Source organism: Telluria sp. ZB4P37, assembly GCF_059685855.1.
In genome coordinates, this window is the sequence record NZ_JCASID010000012.1 from 21,562 (window position 1) to 43,862 (window position 22,301).

Below are 22,301 nucleotides of genomic sequence, written 5' to 3' on the forward strand. Positions count from 1 at the left end.
TAAAGCACCAAGATCGTAGCGTATTTGTCGCGTTTTCCACGATTTTGCCAGCAGGTTTAACACAATCGGCGTAGAATTAACCTTTGAGCGCACCCACCATAAGGATCTAATCCGATGATGCAACGCCGAGCTTTCCTGAAGTCCTCTCTCTTCCTCGCAGCACCCACCCTTAGCGTCCCAGCACTTGCCAAAAATGCACAAGCCGCGCCAGGTGAACGTACGCTGCGCCTGTACAACACGCACACCGGCGAAAAGCTGACCAGCGTGTTCTGGGCCGATGGCGAGTTCGTTCCGGATGCGCTGAAGGACATCAACAAGGTGCTGCGCGACCACCGCAACAATAAGGTTGCTGACATGGATCCGCAACTGATGCTGCTGCTGAGCGCTGTTAACGAGAAGATGGACAACAACAGGGAACTGCACATCATTTCGGGCTACCGCTCGCCGGAGTCGAACGCCAAGCTGGTCGCGGCGAGCGGCGGCGTGGCCAAGCACAGCCTGCACATGGAGGCGAAAGCCATCGACATCCGCATTCCGGGCAAGGACCTGCGCATGCTGCAGCGCGCCGCCATGTCGGCCAAGGTGGGCGGCGTCGGCTACTACGCGGACTCGCAATTTGTCCACGTGGACACCGGCCGCGTCCGTTACTGGTAAGTCCATGACGCGGCAAATTGCCTGCGTCATTCTGGGCCTGGCCGCACTGGCGGGCCCTTCGGCAGTCCTGGCGCAAGCCGCCGGGCAAGCCGCCACCGTCACGGTGCAATCCACCCGTGATCCGGTCGATAAATCGTATAGAAAAATGATCAAAGGCATGGAGCGCTTCGAGCGCGAGCATGCCCTGGCGCCGAACGCACCCCTGCGCTTCCAGTTGCTGCCGCGCCTGCCGACCGTGAACATGAGCGGCATCACCCTGCGCGTGGCCGGCGACAGCGTCAGCGTCCCGGTAGAGGTCGCGGCCGACAATAGCTTCGTCCTGCCGCGTGTCGATGCCGCGCTACGCGAAGACGCCGCCGTTCTCGCCAACCGCAAGACGACCAGCATGACCTGGCGCGCCCTCATCAACACCCCCGGCCTGCCCCCGGGTACCCGGCGCTTGGGCGACATGCGCCTCGAATGCCGGGTCGGCGTCGAGGCCGGGCTGGTGTCCAACAGCTCGCCGCTGTTCGCCTGGGTCACCAATGCCTTGAACTCGCCCGAGCAGGTCTGCGGCAGCCCCGATGGCAATTACCTGTTCTTTGCCGACCGTCCCGTGTTTGCCGTCACCTTGCGCGCCGGCGAACGCGTCGAAATCCTGCCCTTCAAGATGATGTATGCGGGTGGCGAGCAGACCAAAACCGACCTGCAATACTGCGATTGCCAGGTGATGCTCGACCGCACCTTCTACGCGCCGATCTGGGATGCGTCCTGGCCGAACGATACGCTGGTCGAGTTCACCTATATGGAGGACGCGCCATGAAGGTATCGGCTGTCGTTCTCGCCGCCATGGTGCTCGCCGGCTGCGCCAGTTCTCCCGTGCCGCCCGGTGCGCAAGTCTCGAGCGAAAGGCTCCAGCAAACCGTCGTTCCAGGCACCACGACCAAAGCGCAATTGCTGGCGGCCTTCGGTCCAACCAAAAGCGTCGTTTTCGACAGCGGCTTCGAGACCTGGGTCTACCAGGCGCCCGCTGGTACCGGACGCTTTGCCGAATATGTCGTGCTCATCAATCCCCAGGGTGTCGTCACCAAAACCCGTACGCGGGCGCCTGCGCAGCCCTGAGCGGTTTGCGGCCGCCCGGCCCTTCCGTAGTAGAGTGAGGCATTCTTCAATGCAATGGATGCCCAGATGCCACGCAAGCTTGCTCCCTCCTTCGTATTGACCGCGCTGCTGTGCGGGAGTGCCGCGGCCCAGGGCCTGTCCCCGGTTGAACAGCGCATTGCCGACGACATCAAGGCGTGGCAGCCCCAGGCAATCGACCTGCTCGAGCGCAGCGCGCGCATCAACAGCGGCACCATGAACTTGCCCGGCGTGCGCGCCGTCGGCGACATCTTCCGCCAGGAACTCGACACGCTGGGCTTCAAGACCGTGTGGATCGACATGCCGGCCGAGATGGGCCGCGCCGGCCACCTGGTCGCCAACCGCACCGGCACCGCGGCCCAGGGCAAGCGCCTGCTGCTGCTCGGCCACCTCGACACCGTCTTCGAAGCGGACGCGCCCGGCCCGCTGTGGCAGCGCGAAGGCATGCGTGCGCGCGGTCAGGGCGTCGGCGACATGAAAGGCGGCAACGTGATCGTGATCGCCGCCCTGCGCGCCCTGCAGCGTGCGGGCGCGCTCGACAAGTCGAACATCAGCGTGGTGTTCACCGGCGACGAGGAAAACGCCGGCCATCCGCGCGAGATCTCGCGCCGCGATTTGGTCGAACTGGCAAAACGCAGCGACGTCGCGCTCAGTTTCGAAGGCGCCATCACCGATGCATCGGGCCAGGCGATGGCCACCGTCGGGCGCCGCGCCACTGCTTCCTTCGACCTCGACGTCAAGGGCCGCCAGGGCCACTCGCAAGGCGTGTTCGGTAACGGCGGCTATGGCGCCGTCTATGAGGCGGCGCGCATCCTCGACGGCTTTCGGCAGGCGGTGGTCGAGCCCGGCCTGACCTTCAACCCCGGCGTGATCCTGGGCGGTACCGACGTCGCCATCGACGAGGCCAACTCGAAGGGTACGGCGGCGGGAAAAACCAATGTCATCGCCAATACCGTCACCGTGCGCGGCGACCTGCGCTACCTCGACTACGCCCAGCGCGACCGCGCCCAGGCCCGCATGCGCGAGATCGTCGCCCAAAGCCTGCCGGGTGCCAGCGCCAGCATCAGCTTCCGCGATTCCTATCCGCCGATGGCCGTCACGCCGGGCAACCTGGCGCTGCTGGCGCAGTATTCGCAGGCAAGCAGCGACGCCGGCCTGGGCGCGGTCGGCGCGGTGCCGCCCTCGGCGCGCGGCGCCGGTGACATCCAATTCGTGGCGCCGCTCGTCGACAGCCTGGATGGCCTCGGCGCCGGCGGCAGCGGCGCGCATGCGCCGGGCGAAACGGTCGACCTGGGTTCGCTGGAACGCTCCGCGATACGCGCGGCATTGTTGATTTATCGCCTGACGCGCTAAGCCGTTTCGGCAAGGGCGTGGCGCAGCAGCCACGCTGATCTGCGGTGCGCGCATGCGCTTGCCTTCGCTGGCAGAATGGGGTTCGACGATGTGCTGCGGCTCCCATGGAGGCAACATGCTGACCGACCCTGTGCGAATGGTCTTGCGGATGCTCTTGCTGGCAATGCTGGCTTCGCTAGTCGCCTGTGGCGGTGGTGGTGGCAGTCCCGGCACGCCCGGCCCCACTCCGCCACCTGCGGCTACCACCGGCACGCTGGCCGTGACTACCAGCGGTCTGCCGGCGGGCGTCAACGCCTCGGTGCGCATCACCGGCCCCAACAATTTCCAGCAAGACCTGACCGGCCCGCAAACCCTGCCCAACCTCGCAGTAGGCAGCTATAGCGTGGCCGCCGCGCCGGTAACTTCCGGCGGCATTACCTACACGCCGGCTCCTGCCACCCAGAGCGCAGTCGTCACGGCCGGCGGCACCGTTACCGCCACCGTCGCTTACGGCGGCACCGCCGTCAACGTCGCCTTGAGCGAAGTGGTGAGTAAGCTCGACAACCCCACCTGGCTGACGGCGCCCACTGGCGACACGCGCCTCTTCGTGCTGGAGCGCCCCGGGCGCGTGCGCATCGTCCAGAACGGCAATTTGCTGGCCTTGCCCTTCCTCGACATCAGCGGCCGCGTTTTCACCAGCGGCGAAGGCGGCCTGCTGTCGCTAGCCTTCGATCCGGCTTTCAGTCGCAACGGTTACTTCTATCTTTATTACACCGACCTGCAGCAGAACATCGTCATCGAGCGCTTCACCGCCGGCAGCAATCCCAATCTGGCTGACCCGACCTCGAACCTGGTGATCCTGCGCATTCCGCACCCGAACTTCACCAACCATTTCGGCGGCCAGGTTGCCTTCGGGCCGGACGGCTTTCTCTACCTGGGCACCGGGGATGGCGGCGGCGCGGGCGATCCGCAACGCAACGGCCAAAACCTTAATTCGCTGCTGGGCAAGCTGCTGCGCGTCGACGTGGCGACCGCCACCGCCGCCCAGCCCTACACCATACCGCCCGGTAATCCCTACATCAACCAGGCCGGGCGCCGCGGCGAGATCTGGGCGGCGGGCTTGCGCAATCCGTGGCGTTTCAGCTGGGACAACAGCCAGCTCTACCTGAGCGACGTCGGCCAGGACCAGCGCGAGGAAGTCAATATCGGCGCGGCCAGCACTGCCGGCCTGAACTACGGCTGGAACACGATGGAAGGCACGCTCTGCTTCAACGCCACCACCTGCGACCGTACGGGCCTGACCCTGCCCGTTTTCGAATACGACCACGGCACCAACGACGCCAACGGGTGCTCCATCACCGGCGGCTTCGTCTACCGCGGCAGCGCCATGCCCGAGCTGGCCGGGCGCTATTTCTACTCGGACTATTGCCGCGGCTTCCTGAAGAGTTTCCTGGCCACGGGCGGCAACGTCACCGAGCAGCGCGACTGGAACATCACCGGCATCGGCAACGTGATTTCATTCGGCCAGGATGGCGTGGGCGAGCTCTACCTCACGACCGCACGCGGCAGCGTCTATAAAATCGGACGTGCCGTGCCGTGAAGGACTGCCTGAGGTTAAAATTGAACAATGGCACGCTTACAACTTAACTTCCCGGAAGACCAGTTCTACTATTCCACCCCGATGTCGGTGCGGGTCACCGACATCAATGCCGCCAACCACCTCGGCAACGACTCGATGATTTCGATGATCTCCGAGGCGCGGGCGCGCTTCCTGTTCGAGTTCGGCGTCGGCGAGACCGAGCGCGACGGCACCGGCATCATCGTCACCGACCTGGCGACCACCTACCGCGCCGAAGCCCACGCTCGCGACCAGCTGCTGTTCGAAGTCGGCGTCATGGACTTCAACAAATACGGCGGCGACATCACCTTCCGCGTCACGCGTCCGCGCGACCGCACCTTGATTGCGATGGCCAAGTCGGGGTTCGTGTTTTTCAATTATAAGAGCAGCCAGGTAGTAGTGATGCCGGATGAGTTCCGGGGCAAATTCGACCGGGTGAACTGGGTGGATTGAAGGCTGGTTCGGCACGTGCTGATGGTGATCATTTCTTGCGACGCAGGCAGGATGAGCGCGCTTGAGCAGCGGTCCGGCCAGAAATAGCAGATTCAGGTCGGCTCCATCGAACTCCAGAACGTTTGCGCTCTTCAGGTAGGAATGGCTGTCGAATCAGGCTGCAGGGCGTCAGATTCCTTGCCCTTGTGCAAGACGCTCAGCTTGACCAAGGCTGCACGCAATCCGCTTGGCGACACCGGCGGCAGCCCCTCGTTTCCCTACCGCGCCGCGGGTTCTTCGCCACTTCTCTGCACGTGACGAACCTTGATCAAGATTAAGCCTCCACCAAGATCAGTTGCTTGCTCAATATTGTCTGGCAAAAATGCGCTCGGCGACGCCCCACCGCCACCCGTCGATAGCGCTCTGGATGCGGCATGGAATCGACGTCCCCCCGATGGAGCGAACGCTTTCTTGCCAATGACATTTGTCGAGATGATCAAGCAACCCAACATGTCAGCCAAGAGTGAATACACGATTTAAAAAAAACCTGGAACTTTCCCGCCCCGTCATCGGAATAGAAGGTAAAGATGACGACCATGACCACGCCACCCGACACCGCCGCCGATTTTGAGCTGCTGCGCCAGACGCACGCCGGCCACGCCGAGGCCTTCACGGCGCTGTACCGGCGTCACCAGGGGCCTTTGTTTCGCTACGCGCTGATGCGCTGCGGTTCGGGCGACACGGCAGCCGACGTGGTGCAGGAAGCCTTCATGGGCCTGCTCACCAAGCGCTTCGGCTTCGATCCGCTGCGCGGGCAGTTGCAGCACTTCCTGTTCGGCGTGGTGCGCAACCTGATCCTGAAGCTGGAAGAAGCGCGCCAGCGCCAGGTCGCGCTGCCCGAGCCGGATGAAGATGGCGATGTCGAACTCGATCTGGTGTGCGAGGCCCCAGAACCGCTGGCCCGCCTGCTGACTAACGAGGCCGCAGAGGAAGTGCGACGCGCGCTGGCGCTGCTGCCGGCGCACTACCGCGACGTGGTCATTCTGTATGAACTGCACGACCTGTCCTACCTGGAGATCGCCACGGTCTGCCAGGTCGACATCGGCACCGTCCGCTCGCGCCTGTCGCGTGGCCGGGCGGCCCTGGCCAAGCGCCTCCAGGCGCACGCGCCAAGCTGCCTCGTGAATTGATGGAGTAAATGATGGACACCCACGACGATTCGGAAGCCATCCTCGCCCCCCGCTTCGCAGCCTTGCGCAGCGAGCTTGCCGGCATCGACGCGCCACGCTGCGTCGAGAAGGAATTGCTGCAGGCGTTCACCCGCCATTTCGCGCCGCGCAAGCGCTGGTACCACGCCCTGAGCCTGCCCCAATGGGGCACTGCCGGTGCCCTGTGCTTGCTGACGGTGGTGGCCATGCTGCTGGCGCTGTCACCGCACCAGGCCGTGAGCGTGGGCGGCCAGCCGTTTGTCAGCATCGACCAGGGCGGCGCCTTTGTTGCTCTGGACACGCTCGAGCGCATCGAAAGCGAACCCGATGCCCAGCTGGTCGAGACCGAGCTGCCGCGCACCGAACTGGCCTCGCTCGGCGTACCGGTCAATCCCGGCAACGCAGCCGACACGGTGCGCGCCGAGATGCTTGTTGCCGCTGACGGCCACCCGCTGGCCGTGCGGCTCAGTTCCACCAACTGAATGTCCAATCAATCACAAGAGGAAACGATGAAAACCACGAAGCTCCTGATTGCCGCGCTGCTGGCCTGCGCGTTCGCCCCTGCCCTGGCTGCCGACATGGGCCTCGACGCCGGCTTCGAGCCGGACGAGCAGGCCGTGCGCACCGAGCGCCGCATCGTCACCCGCAGCGGCGACGCCGTCCACGTCGAACTGGGCAACCTGGCCGAACTGCGCGCCCTCGATGCCATGGGCGGCGCCACCGTCGTGCACATGCACGGCGCCAGGCTGGTGAAGAATGCACCCTACAGCGCCGAGATGGTTTCCGAACGCATCCAGACGCTCGGCGACGGCAACCAGATCGTCAACAAGACCAGCACCATGAGCTACCGCGACAGCGCCGGCCGCACCCGTATCGAAGTTCGCAATGCCGAAGGGGAGGTGCGCAGCGTGACGATCGTCGACCCGGTCGAAGGCGCACGCTATATCCTGCGCCCGCGCGACAAGACCGCCATCAAGATCTCGGCGCCGAACGGCAGCGTGATCGCCGCCCGCGAGCACGCCCGCGCCGCCGCCGGCGAAGCCCGCATTGCGGCTGCCGAAGCGCGCGTGGCCGGTTCCGAAGCCCGCCTTGCCGCCCGCGCCGCCGCCCATGCCAGGCTCGAAGAACTGCGCAAGGAAGGCAAGCTGCCCGAGGGCGCGCACGAGCGCGTGATCGTCAAGCAGGTCGAGCGCAGCGGCAGCGGCGAGCACCGCGACGTCCAGATCCGCATCGCCCAGGTCGCGTCGCCTGCCATTGCGGCGCGGGTCGCCCCGATGATCGCCGGCGCCATGGACGAGCACAAATGGGCGGCAAAAGCCGAAACGAAAGACCTCGGCACCCGCGAATTCAATGGCGTGAAGGCCAAGGGCAGCAGCCGCAGCTACGAAATCCCGGCCGGCGAAATCGGCAACCGCAACCCGATCGTGGTCAGCACCGAAACCTGGGTGTCGCCGGAACTGCAGGCAGTGGTCTACCAGAAGCGCACCGACCCGCGCGCGGGCGACGCGGTGCTGCGCTTAGAGGGCCTCAAGCGCGAGGAACCGGCGGCGGCACTGTTCACGGTGCCCTCCGATTACACCGTGAAGGACCCGATGGCCATGGCGAAAAGCCGCATCGAAAAGAAATCGCAGTAGTCCACACGACAAAACGGCGCTTCACAGCGCCGTTTTCATTTCCTGCCGGGTGAAAATCAGCCCGGTTTCTTTTGCAGGATGGTCTTGTTGAACCACTCGTCGATCATCCGCTTTTCGTAGCGCAGGCTGTCGCTGTCCGAGAAGCGGCTGACGCGGTTGAGGTAAGACATGTCTTGCAGCCGCTCGCTGCCGCTGCCCACGACCTGGCCATTGCTGGTGAGCGTATAGCGCAGCTCGATCGTCGGCCAGTCCGCCATCCCTTTGAGCACGCGCAGTTCGCGGCCAGAACGCGCATTCGGGTATTCGCGGCCAGCCAGGTCGATCTCGGTGATGTCCACCGTCAGGTCGACGCCTGGCGGCAGGGTTTTACCGAGCTTGATGAAATGGTCCGCCAGGTCGCGCAGCACTTCCTGGCGCTCCCATGGCGCAAACGGCAGGTCCGCGAATTTGTCGGACTCCACATAATTGACGGTCACGCCCGCCGAGGCGGCGCCGGCGCCCAGCGCGAGCAGGCCTGCCAGGGCCAGTTTGCCGATCGAGGTTTTCATCGCACTTCCTTTCAATGTTCGGACTATTCTCGCAATCCAATATACGCCCTTTGCCCGGCTTTTCGAGGGTGCCGATTGTCGAAGTTTTGTATCCAAATGTTAGGCCCCGCACACGCCATTTTGCGCACCGAGTCGACAATGGGGGGAAGGAGGCAGCTACCGTGCCCGAAGGACCCTCACTCTACATGTTGAAAGAGCTTGCCAAGGATTTCGCCGGCCAGCAGATCGTGCGCGCCGGCGGCAACGTGCGCGCCATCGACCCGGAGCGCCTGGTCGGCCAGCGCATCACGGCCATCCACACCTGGGGCAAGCACTTCCTGATCGAGACGCCGGAGATCGTCCTGCGCGTGCACTTCCTGTTGTTCGGCACCTACCGCATCAACGAGACGCGCGAAGGCAAGGTGCCGCGCCTGTCGATCGAAACAGCCACGGGCGACGTACTCAATTTCTACGCCTGCGCCATCCGCGAAATCGACCGCGAGACCTTTGAAGCCTACGACTTCAGCGCCGACGTGATGTCCGAGACCTGGGACCCGAAGAAGGCGCGCAAGAAGCTGCGTGCCAATCCGGACATGCTGGCCTGCGACGCCCTGCTCGACCAGGACATCTTTTCCGGGGTCGGCAACATCATCAAGAACGAGGTGCTGTTCCGCATCCGGGTGCACCCGCTGTCCACCATGGGCGCCCTGCCGGCGCCGAAAGTGCGCGCCCTGGTAGACGAAGCCCGGCAATACAGCTTCGATTTCCTGGAATGGAAGCGCCAGTACGTGCTCAAGCAGCACTGGCTGGCGCACGCGAAAAAGATCTGCCCGCGCTGCGACATCCCCTACCTCAAGGCCAATCTCGGCCGCTCCAACCGTCGCAGCTTCTACTGCGAACGCTGCCAGAAACGCTACGACTGAGCAGGTTTTCCCCTTTCGTGTTGCTTGAACGCTCACAGAAGGCCATCTGTGACATCGTTAACCAACACTTTTAATGTTGCCTGTTGTTAAGCCTCAGGGGGCGTACTACAATCGAATTGACTTGCGGCATTATTCTTGTGACTCCCCGCCGCGGATTGTGTCGCCGATCAACCAAGGTAACGGAAACCTATGTCCTTTTTGTCCTCTGTCGCGCCAAAGCTGGTTCCGTGGAAAGTCCTGCTTGTCGATGACGAGCCGGATATTCATGACATCACCAAGCTGACCCTGTCGCGCTTCCGTCTCGATGGCCGTGCCTTGTCTTTCGTGCACGCGTACAGCGGCGCCGAGGCCAAGGAAGTGCTGGCGCGCGAGAAGGACATCGCCCTGGTGTTCCTCGACGTGGTGATGGAGCGCGAGGACAGCGGCCTGGAAGTTGCGCGCTGGATGCGTAAGGAACTGGATAACCAGTTCACCCGCATCGTGCTGCGCACCGGCCAGCCGGGTCAGGCGCCGGAAGAACGCGTGATCGTCGACTACGATATCAACGATTACAAGGAAAAGACCGAGCTCGATCGCACCAAGCTGTTCACGACCACCTTCGCCGCCCTGCGCGCCTACCGCGACATCATGAAGGTCGAGGAAGCGCGCCGCGCGCAGCAGAACTACCGCGAAGGCCTGGAGCGCGTGATCGCCGCCTCGGCGTACATCTTCCAGCAACGGAACCTGAAGGACTTTGCCAACGGCCTGCTGCAGCAGGTGGTCGCGCTGCTGCGCCTGGAGCAGAGCATGCTGCTGCGGGTCACAGGCGCCAGCGTGATCGCCGGCCAGAGCCAGTACGAGGTGCTGGCCAAAATCGGCGAGATGGAAGGCGAGGAGATCGGTCCGGAACTGGTGGCCAAGCTCGACGACGCGCGCCATAACCGCATCTCGCGCCTGCACGGCGACACCTATGTCGGCTACTTCCCGAACGCCAGCGGCAAGGCGTCGCTGCTGGTGCTCAAGGGCGTGGAAGAGATCTCGGACATCGATTCCCAGCTGCTCGAGGTGTTCTGCTCGGGCGTGGCGATCGCGTTCGACAACATCCTGCTGAACCAGGAGATCACCGATACCCAGGCCGAGCTGATCCTGCGCCTGGGCGACGTGGTGGAATCGCGCTCGCACGAGGCGGGCAACCACGTGCGCCGCATGTCGCAGGTCTGCTACCTGCTGGCGCAGGCCGCCGGCATGCCGGAAGATGAAACCGCGACCCTGATGCACGCCGCGCCGATGCACGACGTGGGCAAGATCGCCACCCCGGACGCGGTGCTGCTCAAGCCGGGCAAGCTCAATGACGAAGAGTGGAAAATCATGCGCCAGCACCCCACCATCGGCCTGCAGATCCTCGACGGCTCCCAGCGCCCGATCCTCAAGGCGGCCGCCGTGATCGCCCACCAGCACCACGAGAAATTCGATGGCAGCGGCTATCCGCAAGGCCTGCGCGGCGAAGCAATCCACCCGTATGCCCGCATCGTGGCAGTGGCCGATGTGTTCGACGCGCTGAGCCACAAGCGCTGCTACAAGGACGCCTGGCCGGCCGCGAAAGTGACCGAGCACCTGCGCGAAGTGGCGGGGCACCACCTGGATCCGTATTACGTGGATTTGCTGATCAAGAATATGGACAAGGCGCTGGAGATCAATGCGCAGTGGCCGGATAACGCGGCTGATTGAGCGGATGGGCGGTTTGAGTGGACGGGCGAGTTTCCGCCGGCCCGCATGCTACCTGCGCCGGTTTTCACCCCTAGCCTGAAGGCCGTCATCCCGGCGCAGGATAAAGGCAAGCGCTAACAGCTGACCTGCCACCCATCAGCCATCGGCCGCCCGCCCTTAAACATCACTTCTTCCGCGAGCGCGGAAACCGCAGGTAATACCGCAATCCCTGCCCCGGCGCGCTCTCCACCCGCACCGTCCCGCCCAGCGGCCCGGTCACCAGGTTGTACAGGATGTGCGCCCCCAGCCCACTCCCCCCGGTCCCGCGCTTGGTCGTGAAGAACGGATCGAACAGCTTGTCCAGCGTCTCCTTGTCCATCCCCGCGCCGTCGTCGGTGTACTCGAACACCACCTGCTCGTCTTCCAGCGCCGCCCGGATCGTGATACGGCCGGGCTGTTCGTGCTCGTAGCCGTGCACCAGCGAATTCATGACCATGTTGGTGACGATCTGCGAGACCGCGCCCGGGAAGCTGTCGAGCACCAGGTCCTTGGCGCACTCCACGTCCACCTTCACCTTGCGGCCCTTGAACTTGGGCTGCAGCGACAGCAGCACCTCATTCAGGTAAGCGCACAAATTGAAGTTGCGGATGTCGTCGGAGGACTGGTCCACCGCCACCTGCTTGAAGCTGCGCACCAGCGCGGCGGCGCGCTGGGTGTTGGTGGTCATGATGCGCAGCGACTGGTCGATGATCTCCAAAAAGGAGTTCAGGCTGTCCTCGGTGAGCTCGCCCGCCGCCAGCTCTTCGCGCGTGAGCTTGAGTTCCTGCACCAGGTGGCTGGTCGCGGTCACGCAGATGCCCAGCGGTGTATTGATCTCGTGCGCGACACCCGCCACCAGCCGTCCCAGCGAAGCGAGTTTTTCCTGGCGCACCAGTTCCGATTGCGCTTCCTGCAGGCGGTGCAAGGCTTCGTTCAGGGCCGTATTCTGCGCTTCCAGCGCTTCCTTGGTCTTGCGCATCCGGTGGTCGGCCTGCATGCGCGCCAGCGCCACCGCGACGTGGCTGGCCATGAAGGCCAGCAGGTCGAGGTCGGCCTTGGTGTAGATGATCGCCGGATCGTAGCTCTGCACGATCAGCACGCCGTAGGGCTGCTCGTGCACCAGCATCGGCGCGCCCATCCAGCTGGCGATATCAAGGTTCCCGAGCGGCTGCTGCACCAGGCCGTTGGCGACCAGGTGGCCGAAGCTGGTGGCGTCGTGCAGCTGCGGCTGCTTGCTCGACAATACATAGGAACACATCGCCTTCCCGAACGGGAAGCGCTTGACCGGCGCCTCGCCATCTTTCTGGTCGACGAAATACGGGATGCTGATTTCCTGGGTATCGGGGTGGTACAGGCCGATCAGGAAGTTCTCCGCCACCATCAGTTCGCCGATGATGCGGTGCAGGCTGTCCGACAGCGCGGCGGTATCGAGCGCCTGGGCCGACAGGCTGGCGATCTGGTACAGCGCGTGCTGCACCTGCTCGGCGCGGCTGCGTTCGGCGACTTCATGCGCCAGGGCGGCGGTGCGTTCCTGCACCGCGCGCTCGAGCCGGTCCATGCTCTGCAGGCCCTGCAGCGCGTTCGAGACGTGGTTGGCGATCTGGGAAAACAGCGCCTGGTCTTCCTCGCTGTAGGTGACGTTCTTGGTATAGCTCTGGATCACCATCGCGCCCAGCGCCTGCTGGTGCTGGTCGAGCAGCGGCGCGCCCATCCAGTGCTCGGCGGCGCTGCCGTGGCCCCACTGCATGCCTTCGCGCTCGCGCGCCTCGAAGTCGTCGGCCGTGATCATCAGACGCTGGCGGTTCACCACCACCCAGGAGGTGGGCGACTGTTCCGGCGCGGCCAGGGTGACGCGCTGGCCCGGGGCCGGCACTTCGTCGTCGGCTTCATCCACGAAATAGGGGAAGCGAATGGTTCCGTCTTCGCGGTCGCACAGCGCTACATAGAAATTGGCCGCATACATGATGCGGCCGAGGGCGCAGTGGACCGCGCCGATGAAGTCGGTGATGTCGCTGCAGGTGGTCGACAGCTGCCCGATTTCGAGCAGCATCGACTGGACGGCTTCCAGCCGGTCGAGACGTTCCATTGCTTCCCCAAGAATAAATGCACAGGGGAAATATTAACAGTTCGTGCCAGCCGGCCGAAGCGCTATCGACGCGAGTGTGGCTTTTAAGGCCTTATGAACGTGGTGCCTTGAAATCTGCCTCAATCCACGCGATCGCCGACGCTTGCGTCAGCTTGAAACCGGCCGGCACCCTGACCTTGGCCACCTGCTCGCTCATCTCGTCGGTGGCGGCCAGCATCCCGTACGGATCGTCGTCGTCCGGCACGATATCCAGGGTCACCTTCAGGTTGCCGCTTTTCTCGGTCCAGACATGCAGGTTCTTGTGCAGGATGGCGTGCAGGTGCTGCTCGTGGCGGCGGATGACTTCCGAGGCGGTTTTCACCAGCGTATTGAAGGCATTGGTGTCGAGCGGCTTCGGGTTCTTCTTGTCGCGCCCCATGGTCCAGGGTCCGACCAGGGCCGGCTCCGGTTCGCCGTCCTTGATCATGGCCACGGCCCAACCCTCGTCGTCTTCGTTCTTGATGACGCGCGCGGTCCAGCCGTTGCCCTGCCACAAGCGCGGTTCCTGCACCGGTTCGGGCTCGCCTTCGTGGTCTTCGTGGTCGTGCTCGATATTGTCGTTCATGTCGTGTTTCCTCGTGCTTCCTGTAACGGTAAGCCAAGATCATAGAGGAAACACGGCGCAGGGCGAAGCCCGTTTGGCTGGCCCCGCTATATATACCGATCCAGCCACATCAGGCAATGCGCGGAAAGCGCCAGTCGGGCCGCGGTGGCGGCCGCACCGGCGGGCGGTCCGGCGTGGGACGCGGGTCGACGGCGGGCGGCGGGGCCTCGCGGTTAAAGGGATTGATGATGATCGGCGGAATGGCTGGTGGCGCCGATGGCGGGCTTTTGGGACCACTGTTGGCCAACGTGCAGTGCAGGACGGCCAGGTGGTCCCCGATTCTCCGGATGACAGCGTGCATAGGATCCCCCTGTAAGGAGCAGGCTGTCAGTATAGGTAACGAACTCATGATTGCAATGCCAAACCGTCCACGGTTCTTTCCCGCGCGCCAGGTGCAGTCTTGCAGGTTTATCGCTCCCGCACGCCTCCCGGTGTGCAAAAATTGCAGCCTGTCGCAATCCGGTGGCTGGTAGGGATGCGTGTGCTTACAGTACGAGCATTCCCTGACCTGTTTCAACACACCACCCGATGAGGACCGCCATGAAAAAATACCTTCCCTACGTTCTTCTCTTCCTGCTCGCCCTGCTGCTGTGGGACATGGCCACCGCCGACTTCATGACCGTCAACTTCGACCGCGACGAGATCGACGGGCCGCTGGGCGCCTTCCTCGCGCTGGTGTTTGCCGGCGGCGGCGCCATCATCGGCGGCTTCGTGATGCTGATCGTCGGCGCGGTGCTGGCCGTGGTGTTTGCCGGCCTCGGCGTGATCCTGCTGGGCGCCCTGTGCGTGGCCGCCATCGCAGTGGCGCTGGCGATCTCGCCCCTGCTGCTGCCCCTCTTGGTGCCGGTCGCGATCATCTGGTACCTGGCCGGTCGCAAGCGCAGGACCACGGCCGCGTCGGCTACCGCGCAGGCTACCGCGCCGGCTACCGCCTGAGCCTGCTTGCCCTCGCGAATAACGGCCGGCCCAGCCCGGCCGTCTTTATCTGGCACGGCTTTTGCGCTACGCTTCCAGCGTCGCATGTAGAATCGACCTGTAGTCATTCCGCAAACGACACCGGCGCAGATGCCCTTAAAAAAGCCTGAACCAACACCTCCGATCCGCCCCTACCCGCTTGCCCGACTCGTGGTCGTGACGGCCGGGCTGATCGCTGCGCTCGGCCTGGTGACGGCATCGATGCTGTATGCGAGCTACGAGGACACCCTGCGCGACCAGCAGGTAACGCTGCGCAACATGGCAATTGCCTTCGCCGCCCAGACCGCGGGCGTGGCCCAGGCCATCGACAGCACGGCGCGCCGCACCGCCACCCTGTACCGCGCGCGCGGCGCCGGGGTGCTTGTGCCGGGCTTCATGGAAGAGCATGCCGGACCGGCCCATCCCTACCTGCTGCGCCTGGTCGTGTTCGACGCCACCGGCAAGGTCGCGGCCAGCGTCGTGCCGGCCGAAGGCGGCAGCGACCTGCCCCCGCCCTCGCTGCCCCCCGGCCGCGCTGAAGGGCCGCACATCAGCATCAGCAATGTCGGCCGTGCCACCGGGCACGGCATCCTCAATTTCAGCCGCACCGTGCGCGATGCGGCCGGCGAGTACGCGGGCACGGTGTCGGCCCAGGTAGACTCCATCCGCTTCGAAAGCCTGTACCGCCTGATCGAGCTGGGCGAAGGCGGCTCGGTCACCCTGCTGCACCGCGACGGCACCATGCTCATCCGCGGGCCGGGCTACCCTGCCGGGATCGGGCGCTCGTTCCTGGATACGCCGCTGTTCAACGAGCAGCTGCCGCATGCCAGCCGCGGCGCCTTCGAGGCGCGCAGCCCGATCACCGGCAACATCGGCCTGTACGGCTATGACAGCGTCGAAGGCTTCCCATTGGTAATCATTACCGGCATGAAGCGACATGTGGCCCTGGAAGCCTGGTACGGACGCCTGTGGACGGCGCTGGCCTTCTATTTGCTGCTATCGAGCATGCTGGTGCTGCTGGCATGGCGGATCGCGCGCGACGCGCGCCGCCAGTTCCGCCTGATCGAACTGGTCTCGGCCAGCGAGGCGCGCCTGGTCAAGCGCTTCGATTATCTCGACTCGATCGTCAATGCCGTCGGCGCGCCGATCTGGGTGCTCGACAGCGAGCGCCGCATCGTGCTGGCCAACGAAGCCTTTGCCCGCCTGGTCGGGCGGCCGCGCGACGCCCTGCCGGGACAGGACGAGCACGCGGTCTTCGACGGCAGCGACCCGGACCGCGAGCGGCGCTACCAGGCGGTGCTGGACAAGGGCGCCAGCCTGGACGCGGCCGGCACCATGCGCGACGGCAGCGGCGAAACCCGCACCGTGATCCAGCTGACCACGCGCCTGACGGCCGAAGACGGCAAGGCCCACCTGGTCAATGTGCTCAGCGACATCACCGAGCGCGAGCGCGCCGAAGCGCGCCTGGCGTGGTTGGCCGAGTTCGATCCGGTCACCGGCCTGCCGAACCAGGCCCAGTTCGGGCGCCTGCTGGCCGCGCGCATCGCGCAGGCCGGCGCCGGCGCCGGCCTGGCGGTAGTGGCGCTGGCGCTGGAACGCCTGCGCGAGATCGTCGACCTGCTCGGCCACGATGCCGGCGACCGCGCCCTGCAACAGATCGGCGAGCTGCTGGGCACCGCATTCGGCGAGCAGGCCATGGTGGCGCGCATCCGCGGCGCCGAGTTCGCCTTCATGCTCGATGCGGCCGGCGGCCGCCAGGCGGTGGAGCGCTTTGCCACCGAGGTCCATGACTTGCTGTCGCGCCCGTTCTCGGTCGACGGGCGCGATTTTTTCCTCAACCCGGTGCTGGGCGTGGCCCTGTCGCCCCAGGACGGCCGCCAGGCGGACGAGCTCTACCGCAATGCCCAGGGCGCCAGCAGCAATACCGGCACCGACGAGGAAGCCATCCATTTCTTCTCGGCCGGCATGCACACCGAACTCGGCCACCGGCTCACGGTCGAGGCTCACCTGCGCCGCGCCCTCGAGCGTGGCGAGCTGCGCCTGGTCTACCAGCCGAAAGTCACGGTATCCGAGGAAGCCGTGGTCGGCTTCGAAGCGCTGCTGCGCTGGACCAACCCCGAGCTGGGCGAGGTCTCCCCGGTGCAGTTCATCCCGGTGGCCGAACGTACCGGCCTGATCATCCCGATCGGCGCCTGGGCCCTCGAGCAGGCCTGCCGCCAGATCGGCGAGTGGTCGGCACAGCTGGGGCGGCCGGTGAAGGTGGCGGTTAACCTGTCGCCGCGCCAGTTCTATCAAAAATCCCTGCTCGACACGATCCGGCGCTGCCTGGCGCAGTACCGGATACCCGACGGCAGCCTGGAACTGGAAATCACCGAGACCGCCCTGATGAGCCGCGAGAAGGAAGTCGACGTCCTGATGCACGACATCCGCGCCCTTGGCGTGGACCTGTCGATCGACGACTTCGGCACCGGCTACTCGAGCCTGGCCTACCTCAAGCGCTTCCCGGTCTCGCGCCTGAAGGTCGACCGCGCCTTCGTGCGCGACCTCGACCGCGACGAGGACAGCGCCGCGATTGCCCTGTCGATCGTCAACCTGGCGCGCGGCCTGAAGCTGAAAGTGGTGGCGGAGGGCGTCGAAACCCAGGCCCAGCTCGACGTGCTGCGCGGCATGGCCTGCGACGAATACCAGGGCTTCCTGTTCAGCCGGCCGCTCGAGCGCGAGGACGTGCTGCCGCTGCTCGAACGCGGCAGGCTTCCTGCTTGAGCCTGCGACGCTGCAGCCTGCCCGTGCAATGCACGTGGCGTGTTGTTCATGTTTCATATCAAGCAACTTGCATGTCGCATATTTACTAGATCGTTGTTTTTTAACCTGTTTTTCTTAAAATCCTGACAAAAGACGACGTATTTCTACAGTTTAGTTACGTTTGAGAAACGACACTGGCGTACAGTAGTTACACCCAGCTTGGGTATATTGGTGTACGTCGGCAAGGTAGTACGTGTACCTACGCTAGTGTCAGTGTCGATTCTTAGGTGTAAAAATGGTCTTCAATAATTTGCGTATCGGTTCGCGCCTCGGCTGCGCGTTTGCCGCCCTCCTCGTCCTGATGGCGATCATGCTCAGCAGCGCCTTGTGGCAACTAAGCCGCATCGCCGAAGGCAAGAACGTCATGGCCGCCACCAGTCACAAGGCCAACCTTGCCAAAGACTGGCTCGAAGGCATTGCCACCAACAGCGTACGCACCTTTGCCAAAGTGAAAAGCACCGACCCGGAAGACGAGGACTACTACACCCGCGAGATGAAGGCGGTCAGCGCCGGGGTCTCGAAGGTCCAGAAAGAGCTCGAATCCCTGGTCGGCAGCGAACAGGGCAAACAGCTGCTCGCCCAGGTGGCCGAACGGCGCAAGCAGTACGTGGCCATCCGCGACGAGGCCTTCCGCCGCAAGGCCGCTGCCGGCCCGGCCGACGCAGAACTCAAGGCCTATGTTGCCACTACCCTGATGCCCGCCATGAAGGCCTATGTGGATTCGGTCGAGGCCGTGGCCGCTTACCAGACCCAGCTGTTCGTTGCCGCGAGCAACCAGATCGACGCGCTCAATGCGGATGCCCAGCGCATGCTGGTCGCCACCGGCATCGGCGCCATCCTGTGCGGTGGCGCCTTCGGCATTTTCCTGACCCGCAGCATCACGCGTCCCCTGGCCCGTGCGCTCGCGCTGGCCCGGCAGGTGGCCTCGGGCGACCTCACGGCCGACATCCAGGTCACCTCGCGCGATGAAGTGGGCGACCTGCTCGGGGCGCTGAAAGTCATGAACACCAGCCTGCTCAAGACCGTGAGCGAGGTGCGCGGGGGGACGGATGCGATCGTCACCGCCTCGCAGCAGATCGCGGCGGGCAACCTCGACCTGTCCTCCCGTACCGAGCAACAGGCCAGCTCGCTGGAGGAAACCGCCTCGTCGATGGAAGAACTGACCAGCACCGTCCGCCAAAACGCCGACAGCGCCCGCCAGGCCAGCACCCTCGCCTCCACCGCTTCCGAAATCGCGGTGCGCGGCGGCGCGGTGGTGGCGCAGGTGGTGTCGACGATGGCGTCGATCAATGCGTCGTCCAAGCAGATCGGCGACATCATCGGCGTCATCGACAGCATCGCCTTCCAGACCAATATCCTGGCCCTGAACGCCGCGGTGGAAGCGGCGCGTGCCGGCGAGCAGGGCCGCGGTTTCGCCGTGGTGGCCTCCGAAGTGCGCAACCTGGCCCAGCGCTCGGCCGGCGCCGCCAAGGAAATCCGTAGCCTGATTATTGACTCGGTAGCAAAAGTCGATGCCGGTGGACGCCTGGTTGATGAGGCGGGATCAACAATGCAGGAAATCGTGGCAGGCATCACCCGTGTCACCGACATCGTGTCCGAGATCGCCTCAGCCAGCGCGGAACAGACCCTGGGCATCGAACAGGTCAATGCCGCGATCAGCCAGATGGACGACGTCACGCAGCAGAACGCTGCGTTGGTAGAGGAAGCGGCAGCGGCGGCGCAATCGCTGGAGGATCAGGCGGCGTCGCTGGCGCAGCTGGTCAGTACGTTTACGGTGCACAAGGCGGAGGCTGGGCAGGCTCAGCGCGCTGTGCAGCAGCCTGGCCGCACGCGCCTTCTCGCCGCCTGAGGACACGCCAGCACAGCCGCATCTCGGAGGGTGGGCGGCAAAGCGCCTACCCTACGGGCTAACTGGCCTCAGCCCTTGCGGGCCACGTACTGTTCGTACCCCCGCGCCCGCAGCGCACACGCCGGGCAAGTCCCGCAGCCATGCCCCCACGGATGCGCCGCGCCGCGCTCGCCCAGGTAGCAGGTGTGGGTGTCGAACCGAATCAGGTCCACCAGCGCATCGCCCCCGCAGTCATGGGCCAGCTCCCAGGTCTGCGCCTTGTCGATCCACATCAGCGGGGTCTCGACTTTCAAACGGGTGTTCATGCCCAGGTTGAGCGCCACCTGCAGCGCCTTCATCGTATCGTCGCGGCAGTCCGGGTAACCCGAGAAATCGGTCTCGCACATGCCGCCCACCAGCACCCTCAGGCCGCGGCGATAGGCCACCGTGGCCGCCACCGTCATGAACAGCAGGTTCCGGCCCGGCACGAAGGTATTCGGCAGCCCGTTTTCCTGCATCGCGATGGCCACGTTGCTGGTCAGCGCCGTATCCGAGATCTTCGCGATCAGGGACAGGTCGATCATGTGGTCTTCGCCAAGGCGCGCGTCCCAGCCCGGATCGAGCGCGCGCATTTTGGCCAGCACCGTCGGGCGCACCTCCAGCTCGATCGCATGGCGCTGGCCGTAGTCGAAGCCGATCGTCTCCACGCGCGCATAGCGCTGCAGCGCCCAGGCCAGGCAGGTGGCGGAGTCCTGGCCTCCGCTGAAGAGGACGAGCGCGGTATCTTGGGATGGCATGGTGGTGGTCCGGAAAAATGATGGGCAACAAACTTGGGGAAGCGCGGATTCTGGCATAAAACGGGGGCTTGCGTGAAGCTGCAAGCCTCACACGGATGAGTTAAGCGTCCGTCATCATTTTTGCCGATCCGCTAAGATTGCCATGAACCTTACCATCGGAGCCCCATGTTTGCTGCACGATCGATTCCCCGCCACCGCCTGCGTCCCCTGCCCCGCCTGGCCCTTGGCCTTGGCGCCTTGCTGGTGGCGAGCTCCCTTCACGCCCAGGGCATCGATTACCAGGTTCGCATCGACGCGCCGCGCCAGATCGAGAACATGCTGGAAGAAAACCTCGACCTGATGCGCTGGCGCGGCAATCCGAAGGTCGACATGGAGCAGTTGCAGCGCCTGGTCAAGGAAGCGCCCGAGCAGGCCAAGACCCTGATCGCCACCGAAGGCTATTACTCGCCCAAGATCTCGGCCGGCCTCGATACCGATGGCGGGCGGCCGGTCGCGCGCGTGATCGTCGACGTGGGCGAGCCGACCGTGGTGGGCGAAGTCGACCTGGTGCTGCAGGGCTTTGCGCCGCTCGAAAAGGGAGCGGCCCCATTCGACGCGGCCGCCCTGCGCAGCCGCTGGACCTTGCCGGTCGGCGCGCGCTTCCGCCAGGCCGACTGGGAAGGCGCAAAGAAAGGCCTGCTGCGCGAAGTGGCGCAGACGCGCTTCCCGCGTGCGCAACTGGTCGAGACCAGCGCCACGGTCGATCCGGAAGCGCGGCGCGCACTGCTGCACGTCGTCATCGACAGCGGCCCCGAGATGCGCTTCGGCGAGCTGCGTATCCGCGGCCTGAAGCGCTATCCGCGCGAAGTCATCACCAACCTGAACAAGATCAACCCGGGCGACATGTACAGCGAGTCCGCGCTGCAGGCCCTGCAATCGCGCCTGCAGGACACCGGCTATTTCGCCAGCGTTGAAGTGAGCGCCGACATGCGCGCCGTGCTCAACGAAGAGCTGCGCGAACTGCGCGAAGGCGACGACGATCCCGATGGCGACGCCACCACCCCAAACCCGCCGACCGGCCCCACGGTGCTGCCGGTGCTGGTGCGCGTAACCGAGAACTTGCGCAAGAACGTCGAGGTCGGCGTCGGCTTCTCGACCGACACCGGCGGGCGCCTGCAGGCCAGCTACGACGACCTGAACGTGTTTGGGAAGCGCATGAAGAGCGACCTGATTTACGAGCAAAAGCGCCAGACCGCACGCGTCGATTTTTACTGGCCGACCACGCCCAAGGGCTATAACGACAGCGTCGGCGCCGGCGTCGAGCGCAACGACGTGCGCGGCGAGATCACCACGCTGGCCACGGTCGCCGCGCGCCGCGCCTGGGGCTCGCCGCTGCTCGAACGCAGCCTCACGTTAGAAGCGCTGATTGAAAAACGCGAGGTGCCGCCGAACGAAGCGACCACCACGCGCAGTATTCCGCTTACCTACAGCATGACCCGGCGCAAGCTCGACAGCCTGATCCAGCCAACCAACGGCTATGTGTTCCAGGGCCAGCTGGGCGGCGCGCTGCTGCCGATCCTGACCGACGAAAAATTCCTGCGCCTCTACCTGCGCGGGCTGATGTACAAGCCGCTGGGCCCGAGCGGCACGCTGATCCTGCGCGGCGAATTCGGCGCCGTCGCGGCCAAGGAAAAGATCGGCGTGCCGAGCACCTTCCTGTTCCGCGCCGGCGGCGACCAGTCGGTGCGCGGCTACGGCTACCGCGAACTGGGCGTGCGCGAAAACGGCGCCATCGTCGGCGGCAAGTACCTGGCCACTGCCAGCGCCGAATACCAGTACTGGTTCCGTCCACCATGGGGCGTGGCGGTGTTCTACGACGTCGGTAATGCGGCCGACAAGGTCGGGGACCTGCAGCCGAAATCGGGCTTCGGCGTCGGCGCGCGCTGGCGCAGCCCGGTCGGCCCGATCAATGTCGACCTGGCTTACGGCCACGCCGTGAAAAAGGCGCGCCTGCACTTCTCCCTGGGATTCACCTTCTGA

At 64.8% G+C, this 22,301-nt stretch carries 19 protein-coding genes; 15 read left to right on the forward strand and 4 right to left on the reverse strand.

Annotation, left to right across the window (positions count from 1 at the left end; translation table 11 throughout):
- Positions 1-114: 114 nt before the first annotated feature.
- From mepK to AC56K1_RS17440, 9 genes are all read left to right on the forward strand, one after another.
- A complete protein-coding gene (mepK, locus tag AC56K1_RS17400) occupies positions 115-654 on the forward strand; it encodes a peptidoglycan L,D-endopeptidase MepK (protein ID WP_497159053.1) in 540 nt (179 codons plus the stop codon).
- A 4-nt stretch (positions 655-658) separates the two neighbouring features.
- A complete protein-coding gene (locus AC56K1_RS17405; RefSeq protein WP_497159054.1) occupies positions 659-1,456 on the forward strand; it encodes a hypothetical protein in 798 nt (265 codons plus the stop codon).
- On the forward strand, positions 1,453-1,755 hold the full coding sequence (locus tag AC56K1_RS17410) for a hypothetical protein (RefSeq protein ID WP_497159055.1): 303 nt from the start codon (positions 1,453-1,455) through the stop codon (positions 1,753-1,755). The genes AC56K1_RS17405 and AC56K1_RS17410 overlap by 4 nt, the downstream gene beginning before the upstream one ends.
- Before the next feature lie 66 nt (positions 1,756-1,821).
- Positions 1,822-3,126, forward strand: a complete 1,305-nt coding sequence (locus AC56K1_RS17415) for a M20/M25/M40 family metallo-hydrolase (protein ID WP_497159056.1) — start codon at positions 1,822-1,824, stop codon at positions 3,124-3,126.
- A gap of 115 nt (positions 3,127-3,241) precedes the next feature.
- Positions 3,242-4,705 (forward strand): PQQ-dependent sugar dehydrogenase, encoded by a 1,464-nt coding sequence (locus tag AC56K1_RS17420; protein ID WP_497159057.1) that lies wholly within the window; start codon positions 3,242-3,244, stop codon positions 4,703-4,705.
- A gap of 27 nt (positions 4,706-4,732) precedes the next feature.
- Entirely contained in the window at positions 4,733-5,176 is a 444-nt protein-coding gene (locus AC56K1_RS17425) for a thioesterase family protein (RefSeq protein ID WP_497159058.1), read from the forward strand.
- A gap of 566 nt (positions 5,177-5,742) precedes the next feature.
- Complete coding sequence (locus AC56K1_RS17430; RefSeq protein WP_497159059.1) at positions 5,743-6,345, forward strand: RNA polymerase sigma factor; 603 nt, start codon at positions 5,743-5,745, stop codon at positions 6,343-6,345.
- An 8-nt stretch (positions 6,346-6,353) separates the two neighbouring features.
- Positions 6,354-6,845, forward strand: coding sequence for a hypothetical protein (locus AC56K1_RS17435; protein WP_497159060.1), 492 nt, complete (start codon positions 6,354-6,356; stop codon positions 6,843-6,845).
- Between the two features lie 27 nt (positions 6,846-6,872).
- Positions 6,873-7,997: a hypothetical protein gene (locus tag AC56K1_RS17440; RefSeq protein ID WP_497159061.1), complete on the forward strand. Its 1,125-nt coding sequence runs from the start codon at positions 6,873-6,875 to the stop codon at positions 7,995-7,997.
- A 56-nt stretch (positions 7,998-8,053) separates the two neighbouring features.
- Here the strand turns inward: AC56K1_RS17440 and AC56K1_RS17445 are convergent, their stop codons facing one another.
- Positions 8,054-8,545: a DUF3016 domain-containing protein gene (locus tag AC56K1_RS17445; RefSeq protein ID WP_497159062.1), complete on the reverse strand. Its 492-nt coding sequence runs from the start codon at positions 8,543-8,545 to the stop codon at positions 8,054-8,056.
- 161 nt (positions 8,546-8,706) lie between these two features.
- Here AC56K1_RS17445 and AC56K1_RS17450 point away from each other — a divergent pair, with 161 nt between their 5' ends.
- Together AC56K1_RS17450 and AC56K1_RS17455 are read left to right on the forward strand one after the other, a co-directional pair.
- Complete coding sequence (locus AC56K1_RS17450; RefSeq protein ID WP_497159063.1) at positions 8,707-9,447, forward strand: DNA-formamidopyrimidine glycosylase family protein; 741 nt, start codon at positions 8,707-8,709, stop codon at positions 9,445-9,447.
- A 189-nt stretch (positions 9,448-9,636) separates the two neighbouring features.
- Positions 9,637-11,154, forward strand: a complete 1,518-nt coding sequence (locus AC56K1_RS17455) for a DUF3369 domain-containing protein (protein ID WP_497159064.1) — start codon at positions 9,637-9,639, stop codon at positions 11,152-11,154.
- Positions 11,155-11,317: 163 nt separating this feature from the next.
- On the opposite strand, the gene AC56K1_RS17460 is transcribed toward AC56K1_RS17455, so the two are convergent.
- Positions 11,318-13,258, reverse strand: coding sequence for a GAF domain-containing sensor histidine kinase (locus AC56K1_RS17460; protein WP_497159065.1), 1,941 nt, complete (start codon positions 13,256-13,258; stop codon positions 11,318-11,320).
- Positions 13,259-13,349: 91 nt separating this feature from the next.
- On the reverse strand, positions 13,350-13,862 hold the full coding sequence (locus AC56K1_RS17465) for a hypothetical protein (RefSeq protein WP_497159066.1): 513 nt from the start codon (positions 13,860-13,862) through the stop codon (positions 13,350-13,352).
- Positions 13,863-14,441: 579 nt separating this feature from the next.
- On the opposite strand from AC56K1_RS17465, the gene AC56K1_RS17470 reads away from it, so the two are divergent.
- The 3 genes from AC56K1_RS17470 to AC56K1_RS17480 all read left to right on the forward strand — a co-directional run bounded on the left by AC56K1_RS17470 (position 14,442) and on the right by AC56K1_RS17480 (position 19,506).
- Positions 14,442-14,837: a hypothetical protein gene (locus AC56K1_RS17470; protein WP_497159067.1), complete on the forward strand. Its 396-nt coding sequence runs from the start codon at positions 14,442-14,444 to the stop codon at positions 14,835-14,837.
- 129 nt (positions 14,838-14,966) lie between these two features.
- Positions 14,967-17,618, forward strand: coding sequence for an EAL domain-containing protein (locus AC56K1_RS17475; RefSeq protein ID WP_497159068.1), 2,652 nt, complete (start codon positions 14,967-14,969; stop codon positions 17,616-17,618).
- Positions 17,619-17,892: 274 nt separating this feature from the next.
- On the forward strand, positions 17,893-19,506 hold the full coding sequence (locus tag AC56K1_RS17480; RefSeq protein WP_497159069.1) for a methyl-accepting chemotaxis protein: 1,614 nt from the start codon (positions 17,893-17,895) through the stop codon (positions 19,504-19,506).
- Positions 19,507-19,574: 68 nt separating this feature from the next.
- Here the strand turns inward: AC56K1_RS17480 and queC are convergent, their stop codons facing one another.
- Positions 19,575-20,282: a 7-cyano-7-deazaguanine synthase QueC gene (queC, locus tag AC56K1_RS17485; RefSeq protein WP_497159070.1), complete on the reverse strand. Its 708-nt coding sequence runs from the start codon at positions 20,280-20,282 to the stop codon at positions 19,575-19,577.
- Between the two features lie 165 nt (positions 20,283-20,447).
- Here queC and AC56K1_RS17490 point away from each other — a divergent pair, with 165 nt between their 5' ends.
- The gene (locus AC56K1_RS17490; RefSeq protein WP_497159071.1) at positions 20,448-22,301 is read left to right on the forward strand and encodes an autotransporter assembly complex protein TamA; all 1,854 of its coding nucleotides are present in this window, start codon (positions 20,448-20,450) and stop codon (positions 22,299-22,301) included.